The organism is Streptomyces buecherae, assembly GCF_014295035.1.
In the GTDB taxonomy this organism is placed as follows: domain Bacteria; phylum Actinomycetota; class Actinomycetes; order Streptomycetales; family Streptomycetaceae; genus Streptomyces; species Streptomyces youssoufiensis.
Genome location: NZ_CP060404.1, coordinates 2627987 through 2648554, shown reverse-complemented (window position 1 = coordinate 2648554; position 20568 = coordinate 2627987). Strand labels below are relative to the sequence as shown.

The window sequence follows — 20568 nt, the reverse complement described above, 5'->3', positions numbered from 1 at the left end:
CGCCCCCGCGCGTGCCGTGCGGCGCCACGCGCGGGATTACGCCATGCTGGGTGCACGACCAGCGGCGCCGGCCCGGTCGGTCCCGGTGGGTGGACCGCGGCAGTGGGACATCCGACACGGGGTGTACAGGACGGCGTGTGGAAGCTTGAATACGGAGTGAAGCCGCCCGTGCACGCCAGGTGTGGGCGGCGCGTGCGAGGGGTCGCACCGGGTCGGGGAAGCCCCTGGTGACTGGCAAGATCTTGCCGTATCGCCGGCCTGGGCACCTGTGTATGACAGGTTTGCCGACGGGGCGCCCAGCTCGGGCCGGCTGGCCAGGAATGACTGCTACCGGCAAGTTCTTGTCCGTAGCGACGTCACAGAGCCGCTCCATAGCGTCACTCCCATGGTGTCCACGCTTACCGATGCTCCCGCCGCGCCGGTTCCGTTCTTCACTCAGGCGGAGTCCTTCAAGGAGCTATGGCCGCTCATCACCCGACATACGGATGATGTGTTCGACCGGGGCAAGTTCTCCCACGGCCGCAAGGTGGCGGAGCTTGAGCGGGCCATCGCCGACTACACGGGTGCCGCACGGGCCATCGCGGTCAACAGCGGCACCGACGCCCTGGTGATCCTGCTCCGCGCCGCCGGCATCGAGCCCGGCGACGAGGTCATCGTCCCGGCCTTCTCCTTCTTCGCCTCGGCCTCGGCCGTCAGCCTCGCCGGCGCCACGCCGGTGTTCGCGGACATCACCAACGACGGTGACTACGGGATGGACGCCGCCTCGGTCGAGGAGCTGATCACCGAGCGGACCAAGGCCATCATGCCGGCCCACCTCTTCCACCAACTGGTTGACCTGACAGCGCTGTCAGACGTCGCCCGCCGGCACGACGTCATGCTCCTCGAAGACAGCGCCGAGGCGATCGGCATGCGCTGGGACGGCACCCACGCCGGGCTCATCGGCCGTGGCGGCGTGCTCTCCTTCTTCCCGACCAAGACGCTCGGCGCCCTCGGCGACGCCGGCATGATCCTCACCAACGACGAGGAGCTGGCCGAGCAGGCGGCCGTGCTGCGCCACCACGGTCGGATGGGCAAGACCATCGACCACATCGCCGGCATCTCCAACCTCTCCGGCGTCTCCGGCACCAACAGCAAGATGGACGACGTGCAGGCGGCCATCCTGCTCGCCAAGATGACCCGCCTGGAACGCGACATCGCCCGCCGCGCCGAACTGGCGGCGGCCTACTCCGAGCGGCTGCGCGACGCCGACGGCGTGCTCGCCGTGCCGCGCGTCCTGCCGCGCTCCGTGGAGAGTGAGCCGGTCTTCTACGTCTACCAGGTGGAGGTCGAGGCCCGGGACGAGCTGGTGGCCCACCTCACGGCCCGCGGCATCGGCACCGAGACGTACTACCCGCGCCCGCTGCACACCCAGCCCTGCTTCGCCGGCACGGACATCGGGCTGCGCCCCGGCAGCCTGCCCAACGCCGAGGCGGCCTGCGAGCGGACGTTGGCGCTGCCGCTGTACCCGGACCTGACCGAGGCGCAGTTGGAGACGGTCTGCGCCGCCATCTCGGACTTCTACGCCGGAAGGCGATGACATGGCCACCATTCCCTTCTTCCCCCCGGACCTCTTCGAGACGGACCGGCAGGCGTTCAAGGACCTGCTCTTCGAGGTGGGCACGGACGCCGAGCAGAAGTTCATCCTCGGCCGGCGCACCGCCGAGCTGGAGGAGGAGCTGCGCCGCACGACCGAGGCGGAGCACGTCATCGCCTGCTCCAGCGGCACCGGCGGCCTCAACCTCGCCGTGCAGGCCCTGGACATCGGGCCCGGCGACGAGGTCATCGTGCCCGCGTTCTGCTGCCAGCCGGTGGCCAGCTCGGTCGCCAACTTCGGCGCCACGCCCGTCTTCGCGGACGTCGACCCGCACACGATGGTGATCGACCCGGACTCCGTCGAGGCGCTCATCACGAGCCGGACGCGCGCGGTGATGCCCGCCCACGTCTTCTCGATCATGGCCGACATGCCCCGCATCAACAAGATCGCCCACGACCGGGGCCTGAAGGTCATCGAGGACGCGGCGGTGGCCCAGGGCGCCGTGCTCGACGGCGTGCCGTCCGGCCGCTGGGGCGACCTCGGCGTCTTCTCCTTCTTCCAGGTCAAGGCGTTCGGCACGGCCGGCGAGGGCGGCGCGGTGCTCACCGACGACCCGGAGCTGGGCCGCACCGTACGGATGCTGCGCAACCACGGGCAGGACGGCATCACCCGCTTCCTGCACCACAGGATCGGCCAGAACAGCCGGTTCGACGAGATCATCGCGGCCTTCCAGCTCCACCGGCACGCCGGTTTCGAGGACCGCCTGGAGCGCCGGGCCCGCATCGCCGACTACTACACGGAGCGCTTCGAGCCGCTGGCCGGCCGGGGCGTGCTCGCGCCGCCGGCGGGGCGCAACGGCCGCTGCTACTACGTCTACTCGCTGCTCGTGGAGCGGCGCGCGGACCTGCGCGCCTGGCTGAGCGAGAAGGATATCGGCACGCACGTCTACTACCCGGTGCCGCTGCCCCTCCAGCCCGCGTTCGCGCGGTTCGCGCCCGAGGGCGCCCAGTGGCCCGGCGCGCAGCGCGCCAGCGACCAGAACCTGGCCATCCCCATCTGGCCCCACCTCTCCGACAGTCAGGTGGAATACATCGCCGACTCGGTCTGTGAATTCTTCGACTAGGGAGCGTCCTTTGACCACGAAACTGGTCGTAGTGGGGCAGGGGTACGTCGGCCTGCCGTTGGCCGTGGCCGCGGCCGAGCACGGATACCAGGTCGTCGGCTACGACACCGACGAGTCCCGCGTGAAGAAGCTGGCCGTGGGCGACTCGTTCGTCGGGGACGTCACCTCGCGGCGCCTGGGCGCCGTCATCGACCGGGGCACCTACCGGGCGAGCATCGACACCGAGGACCTGGACGCCTTCGACATCGCGGTCATCACCGTTCCCACCCCGCTGCACGAGGGCGTGCCGGACCTGTCCTACATCGAGGCGGCGGGCAAGGCGCTGGCCGCCCGGCTGCGGCCGGGCGCCACCGTCATCCTGGAGTCGACCAGCTACCCGGGCACCACCGAGGAGGTGCTCGCGCCGATCCTGCGCGACGGCTCGGGACTGGAGCCGGGCGCGGACTTCCACCTCGGGTACAGCCCCGAGCGGATCGACCCCGGCAACCCGGAGTGGACCTTCGAGACCACGCCCAAGGTCGTCTCGGGCATCGACGCGGCCTCGCTGGAGCGGGTGCGGGCCTTCTACGCGGACATCGTGCGCGAGGTGGTGCTGGCGAAGGCCCCGCGGGTCGCCGAGCTGGCGAAGGTCATGGAGAACACGTTCCGGCACGTCAACATCGCGCTGGTCAACGAGTTGGCCACGCACGCCGAGGGCATCGGCGTCGACGTGTGGGACGCCCTGGAGGTCGCCGCGACCAAGCCGTTCGGCTTCATGCGCTTCACCCCGGGCCCCGGGGTCGGCGGCCACTGCCTGCCGGTGGACCCGCTGTACCTGTCGTGGAAGGTCGAGCGCGCGTCCAGCAAGCGGTTCCGCCTGGTGGAGCTGGCCGACGAGCTGAACAACGCCATGCCGGAGTACGTCGTCCGCAAGCTGACCCGCGGCCTGGACCGGCGGCACCAGACGGTGACCGGCGCGCGCATCCTGATGCTCGGCCTGGCGTACAAGCCGGGCACCGGCGACATCCGCGAGTCGCCCGCGCTGCCCATCGCCAAGCTGCTGATCGAGGCCGGCGCCACGGTGCGCTTCGCCGACCCACACGTCACCGAGGAGCCCGGCATACCGGGGCTCACGCAGGTGAAGCCGGACCCGGAGGAGGTCTCCCGGGCGCACGCCGTCCTGATCGTCACCGATCACGACGAGTTCGACTACGAGGCCATCGCCGCATCGGCCCGCTACATATTCGACTGCCGACACCGTCTGCCGCTCTCGAAGGACATCGAGTCGCTATGAGCCCGGCCGCCCCAGGTCACCCCGCGCCCGCCCCCGCCACGGAGCCCACCGTGGGCGCGGCACCGTCCACCGCCGGATCGCCGCCCGAGAAGGCGACCGAGACCCTGCACCGAGTCATTATCCGTTTTGCGGGTGATTCGGGTGATGGTATGCAGTTGACGGGTGATCGGTTTACTTCGGAGACGGCGTCGTTTGGGAATGACTTGTCGACGTTGCCGAATTTCCCGGCGGAGATTCGTGCGCCGGCTGGGACGTTGCCGGGTGTGTCGTCGTTCCAGTTGCATTTCGCGGATCATGACATTCTGACGCCGGGGGATGCGCCGGATGTGTTGGTCGCGATGAATCCGGCGGCGTTGAAGGCGAACGTGGGGGATCTGCCGGCGGGTGCGGTGTTGATCGTGAACACGGATGAGTTCACGAAGCGTCCGATGGCGAAGGTGGGGTATGCGACCAGTCCGTTGGAGGACGGGTCGCTGGAAGCGTTCCAGGTGCATGGGGTGCCGTTGACGACGTTGACGGTCGAGGCACTCAAGGAGTTCGGGCTCAGTCGTAAGGAGGCTGAGCGGAGTAAGAACATGTTCGCGCTTGGCCTGTTGTCGTGGATGTATCACCGTCCGACGGAGGGTACTGAGGCGTATTTGCGGAAGAAGTTCGCGAAGAAGCCACAGTTGGCGCAGGCGAACGTGACCGCGTTCCGCGCGGGGTGGAACTTCGGTGAGACCACGGAGGATTTCGCGGTCTCCTATGAGGTGGCTCCGGCCTCGTCCGCGTTCCAGGCTGGGGTGTATCGCAACATCTCCGGGAACCTGGCGTTGGCCTACGGCCTGGTCGCGGCCTCCGTACAGGCGGAGTTGCCCCTGTTTTTGGGTTCGTATCCGATCACTCCGGCGTCGGATATTTTGCATGAGTTGTCGCGGCACAAGAACTTCGGGGTGCGCTCGTTCCAGGCTGAGGATGAGATCGCGGGGATCGGGGCGGCGTTGGGGGCGGCCTTTGGTGGGTCGTTGGCGGTGACGACGACCTCGGGGCCTGGGGTGGCGCTCAAGTCGGAGACGATCGGGCTCGCGGTCTCGCTGGAACTCCCGTTGGTGGTGGTGGATATTCAGCGGGGTGGGCCTTCGACGGGGTTGCCGACGAAGACGGAGCAGGCGGACTTGTTGCAGGCCATGTATGGCCGTAACGGTGAGGCTCCGGTGCCGATCGTGGCGCCGTCGACGCCGGCGGACTGTTTCGATGCGGCGTTGGAGGCGGCGCGGATCGCGTTGGTGTATCGCACGCCGGTGTTCTTGCTCTCGGATGGGTATTTGGCCAATGGTTCGGAGCCGTGGCGGGTGCCGGATGTGGAGGGGTTGCCGGATTTGCGGGTGCGGTTCGCCTCGGGGCCCAATCATGAGTTGGCGGATGGGTCGCGGGTGTTTTGGCCGTATAAGCGGGATGCGGTGACGTTCGCGCGGCCGTGGGCGGTGCCGGGGACGGCGGGGTTGGAGCATCGGATCGGTGGGATTGAGAAGCAGGATGGCAGTGGGAACATTTCCTACGATCCGGCTAATCATGAGTTGATGGTCCGCACCCGTCAGGCCAAGATCGATGGTGTCGTGGTCGAGGATGTGCGGGTGGATGACCCGGGTGGGGCGCGGGTGTTGGTGTTGGGGTGGGGTTCGACGTATGGGCCGATCGCGGCGGCGGTCCGGCGGTTGCGGGGTGAGGGTGTGGCGTTGGCCCAGGCCCATCTGCGGCATCTCAATCCCTTCCCGGCGAATCTGGGTGAGGTGCTTGCCTCGTATGAGCGGGTGGTGATCCCGGAGATGAATCTGGGACAGCTCGCGACGTTGATCCGCGCGAAGTACGCGATCGATGCCCGGTCCCACACCCAGGTCAACGGAATGCCGTTCAAGGCCGAGGAGTTGGCCAACGCGTTGAAGGAGGCCATCAATGCCTAACCCCACCACCCCCCAAACACCCACCACCACGCCCGAAACGTCCACGCCCGCCGCTGCCGCGTCCAGTGCTGGCACGTCCGGTGCTGCTGGCATGCCCGCTGTTTCTCCCGCTGGTTCTTCTGAGGGTGGGGGGCGGGGGTTGTTGTCGTTGGTGCCGCGGGCTGAGGGTAAGCAGTCGATGAAGGACTTCAAGTCCGATCAGGAAGTGCGGTGGTGTCCGGGGTGTGGGGACTACGCGGTGTTGGCGGCCGTGCAGGGTTTCATGCCGGAGTTGGGCCTGGCGCGGGAGAACATCGTGTTCGTGTCCGGGATCGGGTGTTCCAGCCGTTTCCCGTACTACATGAACACCTACGGCATGCACTCCATTCACGGGCGGGCGCCGGCGATCGCGACGGGGTTGGCGACCTCGCGACGGGATCTGTCGGTATGGGTGGTCACCGGTGATGGCGACGCCCTCTCGATCGGTGGGAACCATCTCATCCACGCGTTGCGACGCAACGTGAACCTGAAGATCCTGTTGTTCAACAACCGGATCTACGGACTGACCAAGGGCCAGTACTCCCCGACCTCGGAGGTCGGGAAGATCACGAAGTCGACACCGATGGGTTCCCTGGACGCCCCCTTCAACCCACTCTCCCTCGCCCTGGGCGCCGAAGCCTCGTTCGTGGCACGGACGGTGGACTCCGACCGCCAGCACCTGACGAGCGTGTTGCGGGCGGCGGCCGCGCATCCGGGCACGGCGTTGGTGGAGATCTACCAGAACTGCAACATCTTCAACGACGGCGCCTTCGAGGTCCTCAAAGACAAGGACCGCGCGCTGGAAGCCGTGATCCGACTGGAACACGGCCAACCCATCCGCTTCGGCGCGCCCGCCGAGGACGGACTGGGCTCCAAGGGCGTGGTTCGTGACCAGGCCAGTGGGGATCTGCGGGTGGTGGACGTGCGGGAGGAAGGCACGGACGGCGTGTTGGTTCATGACGCGCGGGCCGCGTCCCCGACCACCGCGTTCGCACTGACCCGACTCGCGGACGCCGACACCCTCCACCACACACCCATCGGCGTGTTGCGCAGTGTGGAGCGCCCGGTCTACGACACGTTGATGAGCGACCAACTCGACCAAGCCATCGAAGCCCAGGGCAAGGGCGACCTCGCCACCCTCCTCGCCGGCAACGACACCTGGACCGTCACCCACTGAACCAGCACACGCCGCGCCGTCGGCACGACCGCGCAACAGGCCGGCTCACAACGGCGGTTGGCCTGTCCGGCGTGCTGCCCGATGAGAGGGACACCGGGCAGCGGTGCGCGTGAGCTGGAGCGTACGCGCGCTCGGTGGGAACGCGCGTGACACCCGTACGACCCGGACGGGCCGAGGGAGAGTTCGGACCATCCGCCGCGTGTGCGGAAACGATTACGCCACGGAGTTACTTACCGTGCGCGTGCGCGTGCACCGATGCGGGGTGGGAGGCGTGAAGGGCGGGCGAGGGCTGGCTGGGCAGGGTGGGCGACGACGAGTAACGCGCGAGGTCGAGCGCCAGGACGGAGTCGGTGCCCGCGGGGCTGTCGATGACCGGGTCGCAGGCCAGTACCGCCTGGTGCAGATTGCGCATCCGCGGCGACGGTTCCAGGCCGAGTTCGTCGTGCAGCACCTGGCGCAAACGCTTCACGACCTCGAGGGACTGCGCGCGCCGCCCCGAGCGGTAGAGAGCCAGCATGAGCTGCGCGTGCAGGTTCTCGTGCGTGGGGTACTTGGTGACCAACGCGCTGAGTTCGCCCAGGAGTTCGTGGTGCCGGCCCAGGCGCAGGTCCGCGTCGATGCGCTGCTCGTGGACGCTGATCCGGTCCTCCTCCAGGCCCACCAGGTGGGCTCGGAGCACCGGACCCGCCTGGACGTCGGAGAGCGCGGACCCCTGCCACATGGTCAGCGCACGGGTCAGGAGAGCGGACGCGGTGTGGTCGTCGCGGTGCAGTTGGGCGCGGCCTTCGCGCACCAGCGACGTGAAGATATTGACGTCGAGTTCATCGTTGCGGACCGCGAGCAAATAGCCACCATCGCGGGTCTCCAGAACGCGACGCGCGGCTTGTAAACTGCCGATGCGCGGGACTCTGCGCAGTGTGCGCCGCAGTTGGAGGATATAGGACTGCAGGGTGGACAGCGCCGTGTTGGGTGGCGACGTTTCCCACAGTTCATCTATGCAGGTGCTGGTGGAAACGACCTGATTGGCGTTGAGGAGCAGCAGGGCCAGAAGCTGCCGTTGCTTCGGTGCGGTTGGGGTATAAGAACGCCCCTGTTCGTTCATGCGAAGCGGGCCCAATATGGCAAATTCCATGACGTTCTCGTTCACCTTCCAGAAGAGTGTGACGAGAGGCTCGATGAGAGGGACGCGTGGAGAGGCCACGCAGGCAAGACGCCATGACAGCACCGGGATTCGCCTTGCCGCTGGTCCCCGTGTGGGCCGCTCCGCTGGGGGACGGGCGTCCGTCGCTGTTCCGTCGTGCCTGTTTTCGTATGGCCTTGCTGCGTCGCCTGTTCATCCCCCCGTGGCTGAAAGTCGAGCAAATCTGGAGCCAGCAGGCAGTCTATGTCACCTCAAGTCGGTCGTTCAACAGTTCACTAGTGAGTCGATAGTTCCGCATGATGGGGCGCCTTCGGTCTTCGAACGATCCAGATAGTAACCCGCTTTGAGCCGAGCACCTATGGTCCTTCCAGCTCTGCGGCGGATGGTCATCCCACTGCCTAATTCGCCCAACCGCCGACCACCTTGGCCCGCTGGTCTAGGCCAGATGCGGAGTTGATCAGCGTACCCGGTCGATGGTGGTGGTGTGCGGGGCGATCCGCAATGCCGTGGGACGCGAGAACCCCCGGCGCCGGAGGGGGCGTCGGGGGTTCTGCTTGTATTCAAGAGGTGAACGGAGCGGGGCGCTAACCCCCTTATGCGTGACGGGAGTTGTGCGGCGCGTGACCCGCGGAACGGCGTGGCCGATTCGCGCGTTCCCGTCTCGCGGTTCGCCTTACGCGGCGCTGGTCAGCTCCCAGTGCGGGACGCGCTCGTAACGCGGCTGCCACACGGTGCGGCACAGGAAGCGCAGCGGCGGCGAGAGCAGCTCCAGGATCTGGCTCCGGGTGCTGTCCGGCGCGCCGTCGAGCAGCCAGGGGAAGAAGGACGGGGCGCCCTTATAGCCGACCTGGCGGCGCTGCTCGTCGCAGTAGGCGCGCCATTCCTGCTGGCTGAGCACGCTTTGCAGGAGCGGAATCGCCTCCGCCTCCTCGTGGTCGAGGTGGCGCAGGAGCGAGGTGGAGAAGTCCTCGGCGTACTCGCGCAGCCTAAAGCGGCGGTCGTGCGAGAGGGCCGCGTCGATCTTCCTGATCAACGGGTCCATCTCGGCGTTCTCGGCCTCCATGGACTCCAGGAGTTCCAGCTCCCGGGGGCGGCCGGCCAGTCGCGCGCGCAGCGCGGGCCACAACACCGAGTCCTTGGCGGAGCGCTGCATCGCCATATGCCGCTTGAATGTCTCCCAGCCCGCGCGAATGGACGCGCCGTCGCGCACGTCTTCGCTGTAGGAGGCAGACATCAGCAGGGCCGCGTCGCGCCGGAAGGCATTGTGTACCGCGTACGTTAGCGTCAGATCGGGCCGGCACTGGTCGCGAGTTCCCGCTATGGCGCTCAAGAGCTGCCTCCTCATGGTGAGAAGTCTGGTGCAGGTTGCTCCGAATCTTTGGAACAGTGTGCACCCCAAATACCTCCGGTGCAAGTTGTTCCATACCGCGGAATGGGCGGTTGATCGGCGAACCAATTCGGCGGGTCTCCGGAATTCCGGCAATTCGGACCGTGGAGGCGGTCGGCCGCGCCTTGCCATAATCGCGCCACGTCGCCATGCGGGTACAGCGCGTATCTCAACTGGACCCGTCATCGCGTGAATTGACCGGCCGCCGACCGCCACCGGCCGCCGCCGTGCCGCGGCACGCGCCGCCCCGCGACGGTACGGCGGTTTCACGCCGCGCGCCGGTGGCCGGGACCGTACGGGGCGAGTGGACGTCATCCGGCCAGCCCCTCGCGGGCCGGCCTCGGGGCGGGCGAGGCCGAGGGGCGCCCCGGGGTGGAACGTGCCCAGACGCTCCCTCCGCGACGCTACGCGCCGACCGGGGTGACGAGTTGGTCCGTCATGAGCTGGCTCAGGGCGCGGTGTCGGGCGCTCTCCCGCGAGTGCGGCCAGATCAGCGCGAGTGCCGACGGCGGCAGGCCGGTGACCGGGACGAAGGCGATGTCGCGGCGGTTCTGGTGGGTGGCGGTGGGGGCGCAGAGCAGCATGGTGCCGAGGCCGGCCGCCACGGCGGTCAGCCCCTCCTGGAGGGTGCGTACCTGAGGGCCCGGCGCTACGGGCCGCCCGCTCGGGGTGGTGGTCGGGGCCATGAACTCCCGCCAGTAGCGGGGGGCGGGGCCGCGCAGGCCGATCAGGCGGCAGTCGGCCAGCTCCTCCGCGTCGAGCGTGGCACGCCCGGCCAGCGGGTGGCCCAGCGGTACGGCGAGCAACTGCGGCTGTCGCGAGAAGACGGACCCGATCACGAGGTCGGGCTCCGCCACCGGCAGGCAGACGATCGCGGCGTCCACGTCGCCGCGCCGCACGGCGCCGAACGGGTCGGCCAGCGGTATCTCCACCGGCGCCACCTCACAGTGCGGGTGGCGCTCGCGGAAGGCGCTGAGCGCTCCCATCACGCGCTCGTCGGCCGAGCCGAGGAAGCCCACCCGCAGCGTGCCTTCAAGGCCGCCCCGGGCGCTGGCGCGGGCCCGCTCCACCGTGGCGCGCAGCGCCTCGTAGCTGGGCCGCAGCTCGGACAGGAAGCCCTCACCGAGCGGGGTGAGGGACACCCGGCGGCTGGTGCGCTCCAACAGGCGCCCCCCGATCCGACGTTCCAGGGCGCCGAGCAACTGACTGACCCGGCTCTGCGACACGTACAGCCGCTCGGCGGCCCGGCCGAAGTGCAGCTCCTCGCTCAGCACCAGGAAGCACTCCAGCTCCCGGATCTCCACGCCGCTCATGCCAAGCCCTCCTCGCGCGGGCCCGTGCCGCCCGTCCTTCCGTCCGTGCGCGGCGCGCCCGGCGTCGGCCCGCACCGCGAGCCGGCGCCCGCGGGCCCATCGATGAGCCTGGCTCATTCAAGGATGAGGGGTTCGGCGTTGTTCCCGGTCGGGGCCCGGACCAAGGCTTGAGCCATGTCCGAGAACCGCAAGCCCGCCCACGCGTCGGGTGCCGCCCCGCCCCCGACCGTCCCCGGAACCACGCCCGCGACGCCCGCCACAAGCGCCGCCACCGCCTCGACCACCCCGCGCCCCGGGGCGCGGGAGTGGCTGGCCGTGCTGTCGGTGGCGGTCGGCATCTTCGCCGTGGTGACCACCGAGTTGCTGCCGGTCGGCCTGCTGACCTCGATCGGCTCGTCGCTGGACGTCAGCGACGGCACGGCGGGGCTGGCGATGACGCTGCCGGGGCTGGTGGCCGCCGTCGCCGCGCCGCTGCTCGCCGTGTTCGTCGGGAGGCTGGACCGCAAGCGGGTGCTGATCGCCCTGATGGCGCTGCTCGCCGGGGCGAACCTGGTCTCCGCCCTCGCGACCAGCTTTCCCGTACTGCTCACCGCGCGGGTGCTGGTGGGCCTGAGCATCGGTGGCGTGTGGGCCATCGCCGCGGGGCTCGCGGTGCGGCTGGTGCCGGCGAGGGCCGTCGCCACCGCCACCTCGGTGATCTTCAGCGGGATCGCGGTGGCCTCGGTGCTCGGCGTGCCGGCCGGCACGCTTATCGGCGACCTGGCCACCTGGCGGGCCGCGTTCTGGATGATGGGCGCGCTGGCGTTGGCGGTGCTGGTGGCGATGGCCGTACTGCTGCCGCCGCTGCCGGCGACACGGTCGGTCCGGCCACGCGAGCTGCCCGCGCTGCTGCGCGACCCGACCCCGCGGATCGGCCTCGTCGCCACGGCGCTGCTTGTCACCGGGCACTTCGCCGCGTACACCTACGTGCGCCCGGTCCTGGAGGAGGTGTCCGGCGTCGGCTCGGGACTGATCAGCACGCTGCTGCTGGTGTACGGGGTGGCCGGCATCGCCGGGAACTTCCTGGCCGGCGCGCGCGCCCAGCGCGACCCGCGTGGCGCGCTGATGACCCTCTCGGCGCTGCTGGCCACCGCCGTCGTGCTGATCGCGCTCGTCGGCGCGTCCACGCCCGGCGCCGCGGTGCTGCTCGTGGTGTGGGGGCTGGCGTACGGGGGCGTCTCCGTGAGCGCGCAGGCGTGGATGCTGCGGGCCGCTCCGCAGGCGCGCGAGGTGGGGTCGGCGTTGTTCGTGTCGGTGTTCAACCTGGCGATCTCGCTGGGCGCGCTGCTCGGCGGGCGGGCGGCCGACGGGGTGGCCCTGTCCAGCGTGTTGTGGCTCGGCGGCGCGCTCGCCGCGCTGGCTTTGGCGAACCTGTGGGTGTTCGGCCGGCGGGTGATGCCCCGGCGGACGTAGCGCCGGGCACGGCGGCCCGGCACCGGCCCGGCGCCCCGTCGCCCGGCCCGGCGCCCCTGGGCTTCGGGGCTGACGAGAGCGCGGCACCGGCCCGGGTGTGGCGAGCCCGGGCCGGTGAGCCGGTGCGCGGGAGGGGCCGGGGTCCGGCCGGCGCTCACTCGGCGGCGAAGACCCCGAGCGCGTCGTACGCGATCCAGGAGCCGCTGGTCTTGCGCAGCCGCAGCACGTTCTCGCCGGCCGTGAACAGGTCGGCGGCCAGCGGGAACTCGTAGTACGAGGGCTTGAGCGCGCTGCCCACGCGGGTGGCGTCGCCCTCCAGCGAGCCACGGGTGGCGCCGCCCTGGAACTGGAGGGTGCGCACCGGGCGGCCGTTGAGGGTGACCTCGGCGGCGCCGGCGGCGGTGGCGTGCGCGTCGATCAGCCACAGCGCGCAGGCCAGGTCGTCCTTCGGGGCGGCGGCCAGGTCGAAGCGGAGCGCGAAGGTGTGCTCCTTGCGACCGCCCCACGCGTCGCTCGGCCCCGGGTGGAGGTAGCTCCAGTCGCGGCCCGGCGTGGAGGTGCCGTACCGGTAGTCGACGCCGGTCGGGAAGGCGGTCCGGTAGCGCGCGCTCTGGTCCGGCGACAGCGCGAACTCCAGGCCCTTGTGGTCGAAGTCACCGACCCGCGCCACCGCTCGGCCGGCCGCCACGGAGCGCGCGCTCACGGCCGACACGGGGCGCGCCGGGCGGGTGCGCGCGCCGGAGGAGACGACGGCGACGACGGTGTAGTGCCGCCTCCGTGGCTCGGGGCCCACCCGGTGGGTCAGGTGCGGGTAGAGGGTGCGGCCGAGCAGCGTCGCCGAGTGGGCGAGGTCGCCGCCCCGGTCGGCGCGCTCGGAGACGTACACCTCGTAGTGGTCCACGAGTTGCCCGCGCCGCGGGCGGTAGGAGTGCCAGGTCAGTTCGACGGTGGCGAGCCCGCCGGTGGCGGTGAGGCCGGAGACGGCGCCCGGGGTGTGGTCCCAGCGCCCGCGCCCCGCGCGGGTGGCGCTGGCGGCGGTCGTGGCCGGGTCGGTCGTGTCGGTCATGGTCAGCTCACCTTCTGCATGCCGGGGCGGCCGTGCTCGACGCGGAAGCGGTCGAGGGAGAAGCCGGCCGCCTGGTTGTCGGCGCGGACGTAGGGGACGGCGCGGTACTCGGCGGTGACCGCGCCCGCGTCGGCGTGGCCCAGGACGTAGCCGCGGCGGCCGTCGTAGAACGACATCCAGGGGTGCTGCATCCAGTCCTTGGCGTAGTTGTCGCTCGGTGCGCCGTCGCCGTCGGAGGCGATCGAGGTGCCGAGGAACTCACTGCTCACGACGGCGGAGTCGGGGTCGGCGAAGTCGGCGAGCAGGTCGCCGGCGATGGAGCGGTGGCAGTCGCCGGTGAAGACGACGGAGGGCGCGACGCCCCGCTCGCCGAGCACGTCGAGCAGCCGCTGCCGGGCGGCCGGGTAGCCGTCCCACTGGTCGACGCGGTTCTCGGTCACCTTGACCATGCCGACCTGCTGGAGCAGCAGGTTCCAGCGGGTGTCGGCGGTGCGCAGGCCGCGGTAGAGCCACTGTTCCTGCGCGGCGCCGAGCATGGAGCGGCCGGGCGCGTACTGCTCCTCGGTGTTCGCCGGCTTGGGGTCGCGGTACTGGCGGCCGTCGAGCACGTGCAGCGTGGCGAGGCCGCCGTAGCGCAGCCGGCGGTGCAGGCGCGCGTCCGGGCCCTGCGCCAGCGCGAGCGGCGGCAGCGGGCAGTTCTCGTAGTACGCGCGGTAGGCCACCGCCCGGCGCAGCAGGAAGTCCTCCTCGCTGATGCCGTAGGCGGACTTCTCGTCGGCGTAGTCGTTCTGGACCTCGTGGTCGTCCGGGGTGAGTATCCAGGGCGCCGCCGCGTGCGCCGCCTGGAGGTCCGGGTCGGTCTTGAACAGGGAGTAGCGCACCCGGTAGTCGGCGAGGGTGTTGGTCTCCAGCTCGTGCCGGGGGCCGGGCGCCGGGGCGGCGCGCCACATGTTGGCGGCGGTGATGCCGTACTCGTAGACGTAGTCGCCGAGGAAGAAGACGACGTCGGGGTCGCGGGCCACCAGGTCGCGGTAGGCGGAGAAGTGGCCGTGGTACCACGCCTGGCAGGAGGCGGTGGCGAAGCTGAACGCGGCGCGCGAGCGGTCGCCCGGCGCGGTGCGGAACCGGCCGACGGGGCTGGTGTGGCCCTGGGCCTGGAACCGGTAGAAGTACTGCCGCCCCGGGCGCAGGCCGCGCACCTGGGGGTGCACGGAGTGGCCCAGCTCGGGCAGGGCGAGCGCGGTGCCGGCGCGTACGACGCGGCGGAACCGCTCGTCCTCGGCGACCTGCCAGCGCACGTCGTAGCCCGCGCGGGCCATGCCGCCGTGCCCGTCGTCGGCCAACGGCCGCGGCGCCAGCCGGGTCCACAGCACGATGCCGTCGGAGGCCGGCTCGCCGCTGGCCACGCCGAGCCGGAACGGGTCGTCGCGCAGCCGTGGAGCGCCCCCCGCCGCCTCGGCCTGGCCGGCCAGCCCGGCACCGGCGAGCAGCGCGCCGACGCCGACGCCGGCCGCTTGCAGGAACAGGCGCCGATCCAGGCCGTTGGACGAAGGGGGTGCAGCACTCATGTGTCTCTCCCAGGCGGGGGTGCGGATCCGGGGAGAGCGTGGGCGCGTGGGGTGGCCGGCGCGCGGCGGACAGGCGAAGACGCGTCGGACGGAAGGGAGACGTTTGGGCCCGTACCGCTGCCGTCACCGAGGGTGTGTGCCCATTTCCGTGCGTCGTCCGCTCTGGTGGTCGGTCGCCGAGCCGGGCGGAACGGCTCAGCCGGGCAGTTCTGTGCCCGCCGGCAGTTCGATGCCGAAGTCGGTGGCCAGGGTGCGCAGTACCTCCGCGTTGTCGCGCAACGCGCGCTCGCGCACGGTGCCGTCGCCGTGCGTGCGCACCAGTTGCCGGTCGAAGAGCGCCAGATGGGAATCGACGCCGGGGCGTTGCGCGAAGAAGCGGCGCCGGAACGGGGAGCGCGGGTAGGTGGCCACGAACCAGTTGGCGACCTCGAAGTCGGGGCCTTCGAAGGGTTCCTCGGTGAACTCGTAGAGATCGTTCCAGTCGCCCCCGCTCGGCGCCAGTTGCAGCACCCACAGGTCCTGTCGCCCCGCGTGCGGCTCGTGCACCAGACGCACCCGCCACGCGCCGCGCTCCACGGCGGTGTCGGCCACCAGCGGAACGGCCTCCAGCAACCCCGTGGTGCCGAATCCGACATCGGCGAGATAAGGCGTTTCCGTATCCGGTACGCGGACCATGAGCGCCATATGCGTACGTGGCCTTGTCGGGGTTTCCCCGCGCACGCTCGCCCGTACCCGGGTGGCGAGGTAGGTCACCTCGAACCCGAAGGCGCGCAGCGCCGCCGCGAGCAGTGTGTTGTGTTCGTAGCAGTAGCCGCCGCGGGCCGAGCGGACGAGTTTGCGCTCCAGGTCGGGCAGGGCCAGCGAGGGCGCCGAACCGCTCACCGCCTCGGTGTTCTCGAAGGGGATGTGGAGCACGTGCGCGCGGTGCAATGAGCGCAACGTCCGGGCGTTCGCCACGCGTTCACCCGACCACTGAATCCGCGCTAGATAGGCGGTGAGATCCAGTTCACTCGTGCCGTGGGTGGTGGGCATGGACAACTCCTCGGGTAGGGGCCGTGAAATCCCGGCGCTGGCGTCATTGACGCTAGTTCGACCAGCTCGCGTCGGCGTCGGGCCGGCGGGGGACCCGGCCTACTCCGTGCGGCTTAGGGCCGGACGCGTACCCGCCCCTCCGTCGGCCGGCGGAGGCGACGCTGCGTACGGAAAGCGGACGGCCCGCCGGGCCCCGCACGGCTTTCCGTGTTACGCGGTGTAACTCCACGTCCGACGGGGGTGATGAGGGTGGCGCTTATTCCCTCGCGAAGGCGACAAAGAACGACCCTTCGGAAGTCTCGGTCAGACGGGCTTAATACTTCGCCCGCTGTGCGGCGTGGGTTACGATGGCCGTGTCGGATCAGTAATGCGCAGCGCCGCCACGACCCTGCCGGGCGTATGGTAATGCGCGGGACAACGGGGGATTTGACGGTTTTGCTCCAACGCTACGCCTATTTTTCGTGGCCGCAGTTCGATTCGCATTCGGCGAATTTCGTGCCAGCGCGCCGGTGTTGCATCCTGCGCGCGGCTGGCAAGTGACTCCTGACTTCCCCTATCTATTTTTCGAAAAGCAGTTGAAGCGGGATATTCATATCTGCGGAGCGGCCATCTCTTTGTGAAAGGGTGGAGGGAGCACCGTAATGCGGCTTGAGCGCGGTCCTTTTGTTGAGCGGCATGGCGAATCCGAGGCAATCGATACGGCGATCAAGAACTGTCACGCCGGGGACGGGCAGCTCCTGATATTTGAGGGCGCCCTGGGCCTCGGCAAAACGGCCCTGCTCAACGAGGCCAAGAAGCGGGCCCTGGACGCGGGTTTCGTGCTGCTGTTCGCGCGCGGGAGCGACTTCGAGGCCGGGTTCCCGTACGGCATCGTGCGGCAGCTCTTCGAGCCCTGGCTGGCCGCCGCCAGTCAGGAGGAGCGGGACGCGGTGCTCTCGGGGCCCGCGCGGCTGGCGGCTCCCCTCTTCGAGTACGGCAGCGGCGGCGTCGCCACCGGCGCCGGGCCCGAGCAGCGGCAGGCCGTGCTGCACGGGTTGTACTGGATGTGCGTCCACCTCGCCCACCGCGCGCCGTTGTTGCTGCTCCTGGACGACCTGCACTGGGCCGACGTCTCCTCGCTCCAGTTCCTGCACTACATGGAGGGCCGCCTGGAGGGGCAGGCCATCGTGGTGTGCGCGGCCACCGAGTCGGTGGACGGCGGCCAGCGCGCCGACATCAACCAGGCGCTGCTGTCCTCCACCTCGGCGCACCTGATGCCGGTGAGCGCGCTCAGCGAGGAGGGCGTACGGGCCTTCGTGTCCGGCACGTTGGCGGTGCCGGGGCCCGACGACGCGTTCGTCCGCGCCTGTTACACGGCCACCGGCGGCAACCCGTTCTTCCTGCGCGAACTCCTCGCCGCCGCCGGGGCCGGCGCGCTCGGCGACCCGCGGTCCATCGCCCGTACCGGGCCGCGCAACATCGCCCGCGTCGTACTGCGCCGGCTCCAGCAACTGCCCGAGCCGCTGGCCGAGCACGCCACCCGGCTCGCCCGCGCGCTGGCCGTGCTCGACTCGCCCGGCGAGCCCGCCGCGCCGCACGCGGCCCACGTCGCCCAGGTCGCCGAACTCGACGCGGCCGAGGCCGCCGACGCCATCAGCACGCTGATGGACCTCGGCGTCGTGCACGACCAGGCACCGCTGCGCTTCGCCCAACCCATCGTGCGCACCGCCATCTACGAACACCTGCCGCTGCCCTACCGGCACCGGGCGCACGCCCGCGCGGCCAAGGCCCTGCACGCGGCCGGCGCCCCCAGCTCCCAGGTCGTCCCGCTGCTGCTGCCGCTGCCGCCGTCCGGCGACGCCTGGACCGCCGGCGTCATCGCCGCGGCCGGGCGCGAGGCCCTGGCGGCGGGCGACCCGGCCGCCGCCGCGCCGCTGCTGCGCCGCGCGCTCAACGAGCCGGCGCCCACCGGCGCGCTGCCCGCGCTCCTCGCCCAGCTCGGCGGCGCCGAACTGCGGCTGCGTGACCCGGAGGCGCTGGGCCACCTCGGGGAGGCGCTGGAGCTGACGGACGACCCGGTGAGTCGGGCCGGCATCGTTGTCGACATGAGCGCCGCGCTGATCGCCGCGGCGCGTTACGAGGACGCCTTAGCCCTGCTCCAGCAGGTGCACAACGAGGTGCGGGGCCTGGACCGGGACGTGGAGCTGCGGCTCCATTCGGAGATCGTCAAGGTCGCCCAACTCACCCCGCGTACCCGCCCCCTGGCCATGCGCGAGCTGAGCCGCCTGGACCGCACCGTGGTCGGCGAGGCCGGGGCGACCGCCGCGCTGGTCGGCGCCCAGCAGACGTTCCAGGCGTTGATCAGCGGCGGCACCGCCGACGCGGTGGTGGCCAGCGGCGAACGGGCGCTGTTGCAGGGCCCGTTGATCGACCCGCCGGATGGCGGCGCGCAGGCGGGCTGGCTGATCGCGCTGGCCTTCGCCTGCTGCGACCGGCTCCTGGAGGCCGACCGGCTGTTGGAGGACGCGCTGCGCGAGTCCGAGGAGCGGGGCATGCACCTGGCCACCGTGGACCTGCGGGCCCTGCACGCCTGGGTGCGGTTCCAGCGCGGCATGCTGGCCGAGGCGGAGACGGACGGCTCGCTGGCGCTCGGGTCCACGGACGAGGCCGGGGTGCCGCCGATGGGCATGCCGTTCGCGGCCGGCGCGCTCATCGACGCGCTGGTGGCCCAGGGGCAGACCCGGATCGCCATGCGCGTCATCGACCGGTGCGGCCTCGGCGCTGACATCTCCCGCCAACCGCCCTACCTCCCGCTGGTCATGGCCCGTGGCCGGCTGCGGATCGCGCAGGGCGAGACCGAGGCGGGCGTCGGCGACCTGCTGCGGGCCGCCGACGCGCTGCGCGACTGGGGCACCGACTGCCCGGCGCTGAGCCCGGCGGCCGAGGCCGCCGCCGCGCTGGCCCGCATCGGCCGCACCGAGGAGGCGCGGCGCCTCGCCGCCGACTGCCTGGCCGCCGCGCGCCGCTTCGGCACCCCGCGCACCATCGCCGGCGCCCTCGTCGCCAGCGGCCTGGCCACGGGCGGCCGGGCCGGGCTGCGGCAGTTGGAGGAGGCGGTGGCGCTGTTGCGGGACAGCCCCGCGGAGTTGGAGCGCTGCCTGGCCCTGGTCGAGTGCGGTGCCGCGCTGCGCGAACACGGGCAGACCGACCAGGCCAGGGCGCTGCTGCGGAAGGCGGCGGAGATCGCGGACGCCACCGGGGCGGCGGCGCTCGGCAAGCGGGTGCGGATGGAGCTGGCGGCCATGGGCGTACGGGCCCGGGTGCCCACCCGCACCGGGGTGTCGGGGCTGACCCCCAGGGAGCGTTCGGTCTCCGTCCTCGCGGCCGAGGGCAAGCGCAACCAGGAGATCGCGCACATGCTCTTCGTCACGGTCAAGACGGTCGAGTGGCACCTGGGGCAGGCGTACCGCAAGCTCGGCATCGCCTCCCGGGGGGAGTTGCGGGACGCCCTGGCCAGGGTGTGAGGGTCGCAAAGGCTGGGGTTGCTGCTGGGGCCTTACCCGAGGTTCTCCGGGGTGGTTGGCCCGCAGAATCGCTGCATGGCCCCCGCCCGAGTCGGGGGCCGTGCCGCATGCGCGCCCACGCGCCCCGGCGCCCGGTCCACGCCGCCAGCGAGCGGCGCACGGGCGGTGCCCCCCTTCGCACCGCACCCCGTGTCAGGCCCCGGGCCCCGGAAGGGCGCGCGGCCGGCACGGCGAGCGCCCCGGGGCACCCCCGGGGCGCGAGGCCGGGCCGGCCCACCGCGGCGCCGTGCACGGGGCACGGGGCGCCGAGCCGGAACACGGGGCACGGGGCGCCGTCACCAGAACGGGCCGCCGCGCGCGCCGCCGTCCGCGGCGCGGTGACGCACGCCCCGCTCCCGGCGCGGCCACGGGCGGCCGGGGCGCGGCGCGCGCCCGCACCGGTCGCCGCGTCGGCTCGCGGGTCCCAGCGGTCCCCAGGGCCCGGGGCCGGTTCCGGCTCCGATACGCGGGTCCGCCGTGCGGCGGGGACCGCGCGCGCGTCGCACCCACCACACCCACCGCGGCACACCACCGCACCACACCAGGAGGAACTTCATGGCTGACGAGACCGAGCGCAAGCGACTGGTGCTCGACTACTTCGAGCGGGTCAACGCCGGCGACGTCGACGGCATCTGCAAGATGTTCACCCCGCAGGCCAGGGTCGAGGACCCGGTCGGCACCGGCCCCGTGGTGGGCGAGGAGGCCATCCGGGCCTACTTCCAGCGCGTGGTCGAGGAGTTCGGCACCCAGGACACCCCGGGCACGCTCACCGGATCGCAGGACGACCAGCACGTCGCGGTCGGCCTGCGGGCCACCATCCGCAACCCGCAGGACCCCTCCGGCGGCCGGCTCGCGGTCAACGTGACCTCGGTGTTCCGGTTCGACGCCAGCGGGCTCATCGAGGAGATGCGCGCCTACTGGGGGGCGACCGACGTGGCGCCCGTCGACGGGGCCTGACCCCAG

At 71.2% G+C, this 20568-nt stretch carries 15 protein-coding genes; 9 read left to right on the top strand and 6 right to left on the bottom strand.

The window, feature by feature from the left end:
* Positions 1-385 precede the first annotated feature (385 nt).
* The 5 genes from H7H31_RS09625 (at position 386) to H7H31_RS09605 (ending at position 7104) form a co-directional block, all read left to right on the top strand.
* Positions 386-1576: a DegT/DnrJ/EryC1/StrS family aminotransferase gene (locus H7H31_RS09625; RefSeq protein WP_187117877.1), complete on the top strand. Its 1191-nt coding sequence runs from the start codon at positions 386-388 to the stop codon at positions 1574-1576.
* Between the two features lies 1 nt (position 1577).
* A complete protein-coding gene (locus tag H7H31_RS09620; protein WP_187117876.1) occupies positions 1578-2696 on the top strand; it encodes a DegT/DnrJ/EryC1/StrS family aminotransferase in 1119 nt (372 codons plus the stop codon).
* A 10-nt stretch (positions 2697-2706) separates the two neighbouring features.
* On the top strand, positions 2707-3969 hold the full coding sequence (locus H7H31_RS09615) for a nucleotide sugar dehydrogenase (protein WP_222623990.1): 1263 nt from the start codon (positions 2707-2709) through the stop codon (positions 3967-3969).
* Complete coding sequence (locus tag H7H31_RS09610) at positions 3966-5909, top strand: 2-oxoacid:acceptor oxidoreductase subunit alpha (protein ID WP_187117875.1); 1944 nt, start codon at positions 3966-3968, stop codon at positions 5907-5909. The genes H7H31_RS09615 and H7H31_RS09610 overlap by 4 nt, the downstream gene beginning before the upstream one ends.
* A 91-nt stretch (positions 5910-6000) precedes the next feature.
* On the top strand, positions 6001-7104 hold the full coding sequence (locus H7H31_RS09605; protein WP_187118232.1) for a 2-oxoacid:ferredoxin oxidoreductase subunit beta: 1104 nt from the start codon (positions 6001-6003) through the stop codon (positions 7102-7104).
* A 226-nt stretch (positions 7105-7330) separates the two neighbouring features.
* On the opposite strand, the gene H7H31_RS09600 is transcribed toward H7H31_RS09605, so the two are convergent.
* The 3 genes from H7H31_RS09600 to H7H31_RS09590 all read right to left on the bottom strand — a co-directional run bounded on the left by H7H31_RS09600 (position 7331) and on the right by H7H31_RS09590 (position 10945).
* Positions 7331-8251 (bottom strand): AfsR/SARP family transcriptional regulator, encoded by a 921-nt coding sequence (locus tag H7H31_RS09600; RefSeq protein WP_308284045.1) that lies wholly within the window; start codon positions 8249-8251, stop codon positions 7331-7333.
* A gap of 667 nt (positions 8252-8918) precedes the next feature.
* Positions 8919-9590 carry a hemerythrin domain-containing protein gene (locus H7H31_RS09595; RefSeq protein WP_187088284.1) on the bottom strand — a complete coding sequence of 224 codons (672 nt, stop codon included), beginning with the start codon at positions 9588-9590 and terminating at the stop codon, positions 8919-8921.
* Between the two features lie 446 nt (positions 9591-10036).
* A complete protein-coding gene (locus tag H7H31_RS09590; protein WP_187117874.1) occupies positions 10037-10945 on the bottom strand; it encodes a LysR family transcriptional regulator in 909 nt (302 codons plus the stop codon).
* A 174-nt stretch (positions 10946-11119) separates the two neighbouring features.
* Between H7H31_RS09590 and H7H31_RS09585 the strand changes: the two genes are divergently transcribed.
* The gene (locus tag H7H31_RS09585) at positions 11120-12397 is read left to right on the top strand and encodes an MFS transporter (RefSeq protein WP_187117873.1); all 1278 of its coding nucleotides are present in this window, start codon (positions 11120-11122) and stop codon (positions 12395-12397) included.
* Positions 12398-12551: 154 nt separating this feature from the next.
* Here the strand turns inward: H7H31_RS09585 and H7H31_RS09580 are convergent, their stop codons facing one another.
* The 3 genes from H7H31_RS09580 to H7H31_RS09570 form a co-directional block, all read right to left on the bottom strand.
* Positions 12552-13463 (bottom strand): polysaccharide lyase family protein, encoded by a 912-nt coding sequence (locus tag H7H31_RS09580; RefSeq protein ID WP_187117872.1) that lies wholly within the window; start codon positions 13461-13463, stop codon positions 12552-12554.
* 2 nt (positions 13464-13465) lie between these two features.
* The gene (locus H7H31_RS09575) at positions 13466-15031 is read right to left on the bottom strand and encodes an alkaline phosphatase D family protein (RefSeq protein WP_187117871.1); all 1566 of its coding nucleotides are present in this window, start codon (positions 15029-15031) and stop codon (positions 13466-13468) included.
* 195 nt (positions 15032-15226) lie between these two features.
* Positions 15227-16063, bottom strand: coding sequence for an arylamine N-acetyltransferase family protein (locus H7H31_RS09570; protein ID WP_187117870.1), 837 nt, complete (start codon positions 16061-16063; stop codon positions 15227-15229).
* A 461-nt stretch (positions 16064-16524) separates the two neighbouring features.
* Here H7H31_RS09570 and H7H31_RS09565 point away from each other — a divergent pair, with 461 nt between their 5' ends.
* The 3 genes from H7H31_RS09565 (at position 16525) to H7H31_RS09555 (ending at position 20562) form a co-directional block, all read left to right on the top strand.
* Positions 16525-16683: a hypothetical protein gene (locus tag H7H31_RS09565; protein WP_176164096.1), complete on the top strand. Its 159-nt coding sequence runs from the start codon at positions 16525-16527 to the stop codon at positions 16681-16683.
* Between the two features lie 21 nt (positions 16684-16704).
* Positions 16705-19566: a helix-turn-helix transcriptional regulator gene (locus H7H31_RS09560; RefSeq protein ID WP_187117869.1), complete on the top strand. Its 2862-nt coding sequence runs from the start codon at positions 16705-16707 to the stop codon at positions 19564-19566.
* Positions 19567-20160: 594 nt separating this feature from the next.
* The gene (locus H7H31_RS09555) at positions 20161-20562 is read left to right on the top strand and encodes a nuclear transport factor 2 family protein (protein WP_187117868.1); all 402 of its coding nucleotides are present in this window, start codon (positions 20161-20163) and stop codon (positions 20560-20562) included.
* The last annotated feature ends 6 nt before the right edge of the window (positions 20563-20568 follow it).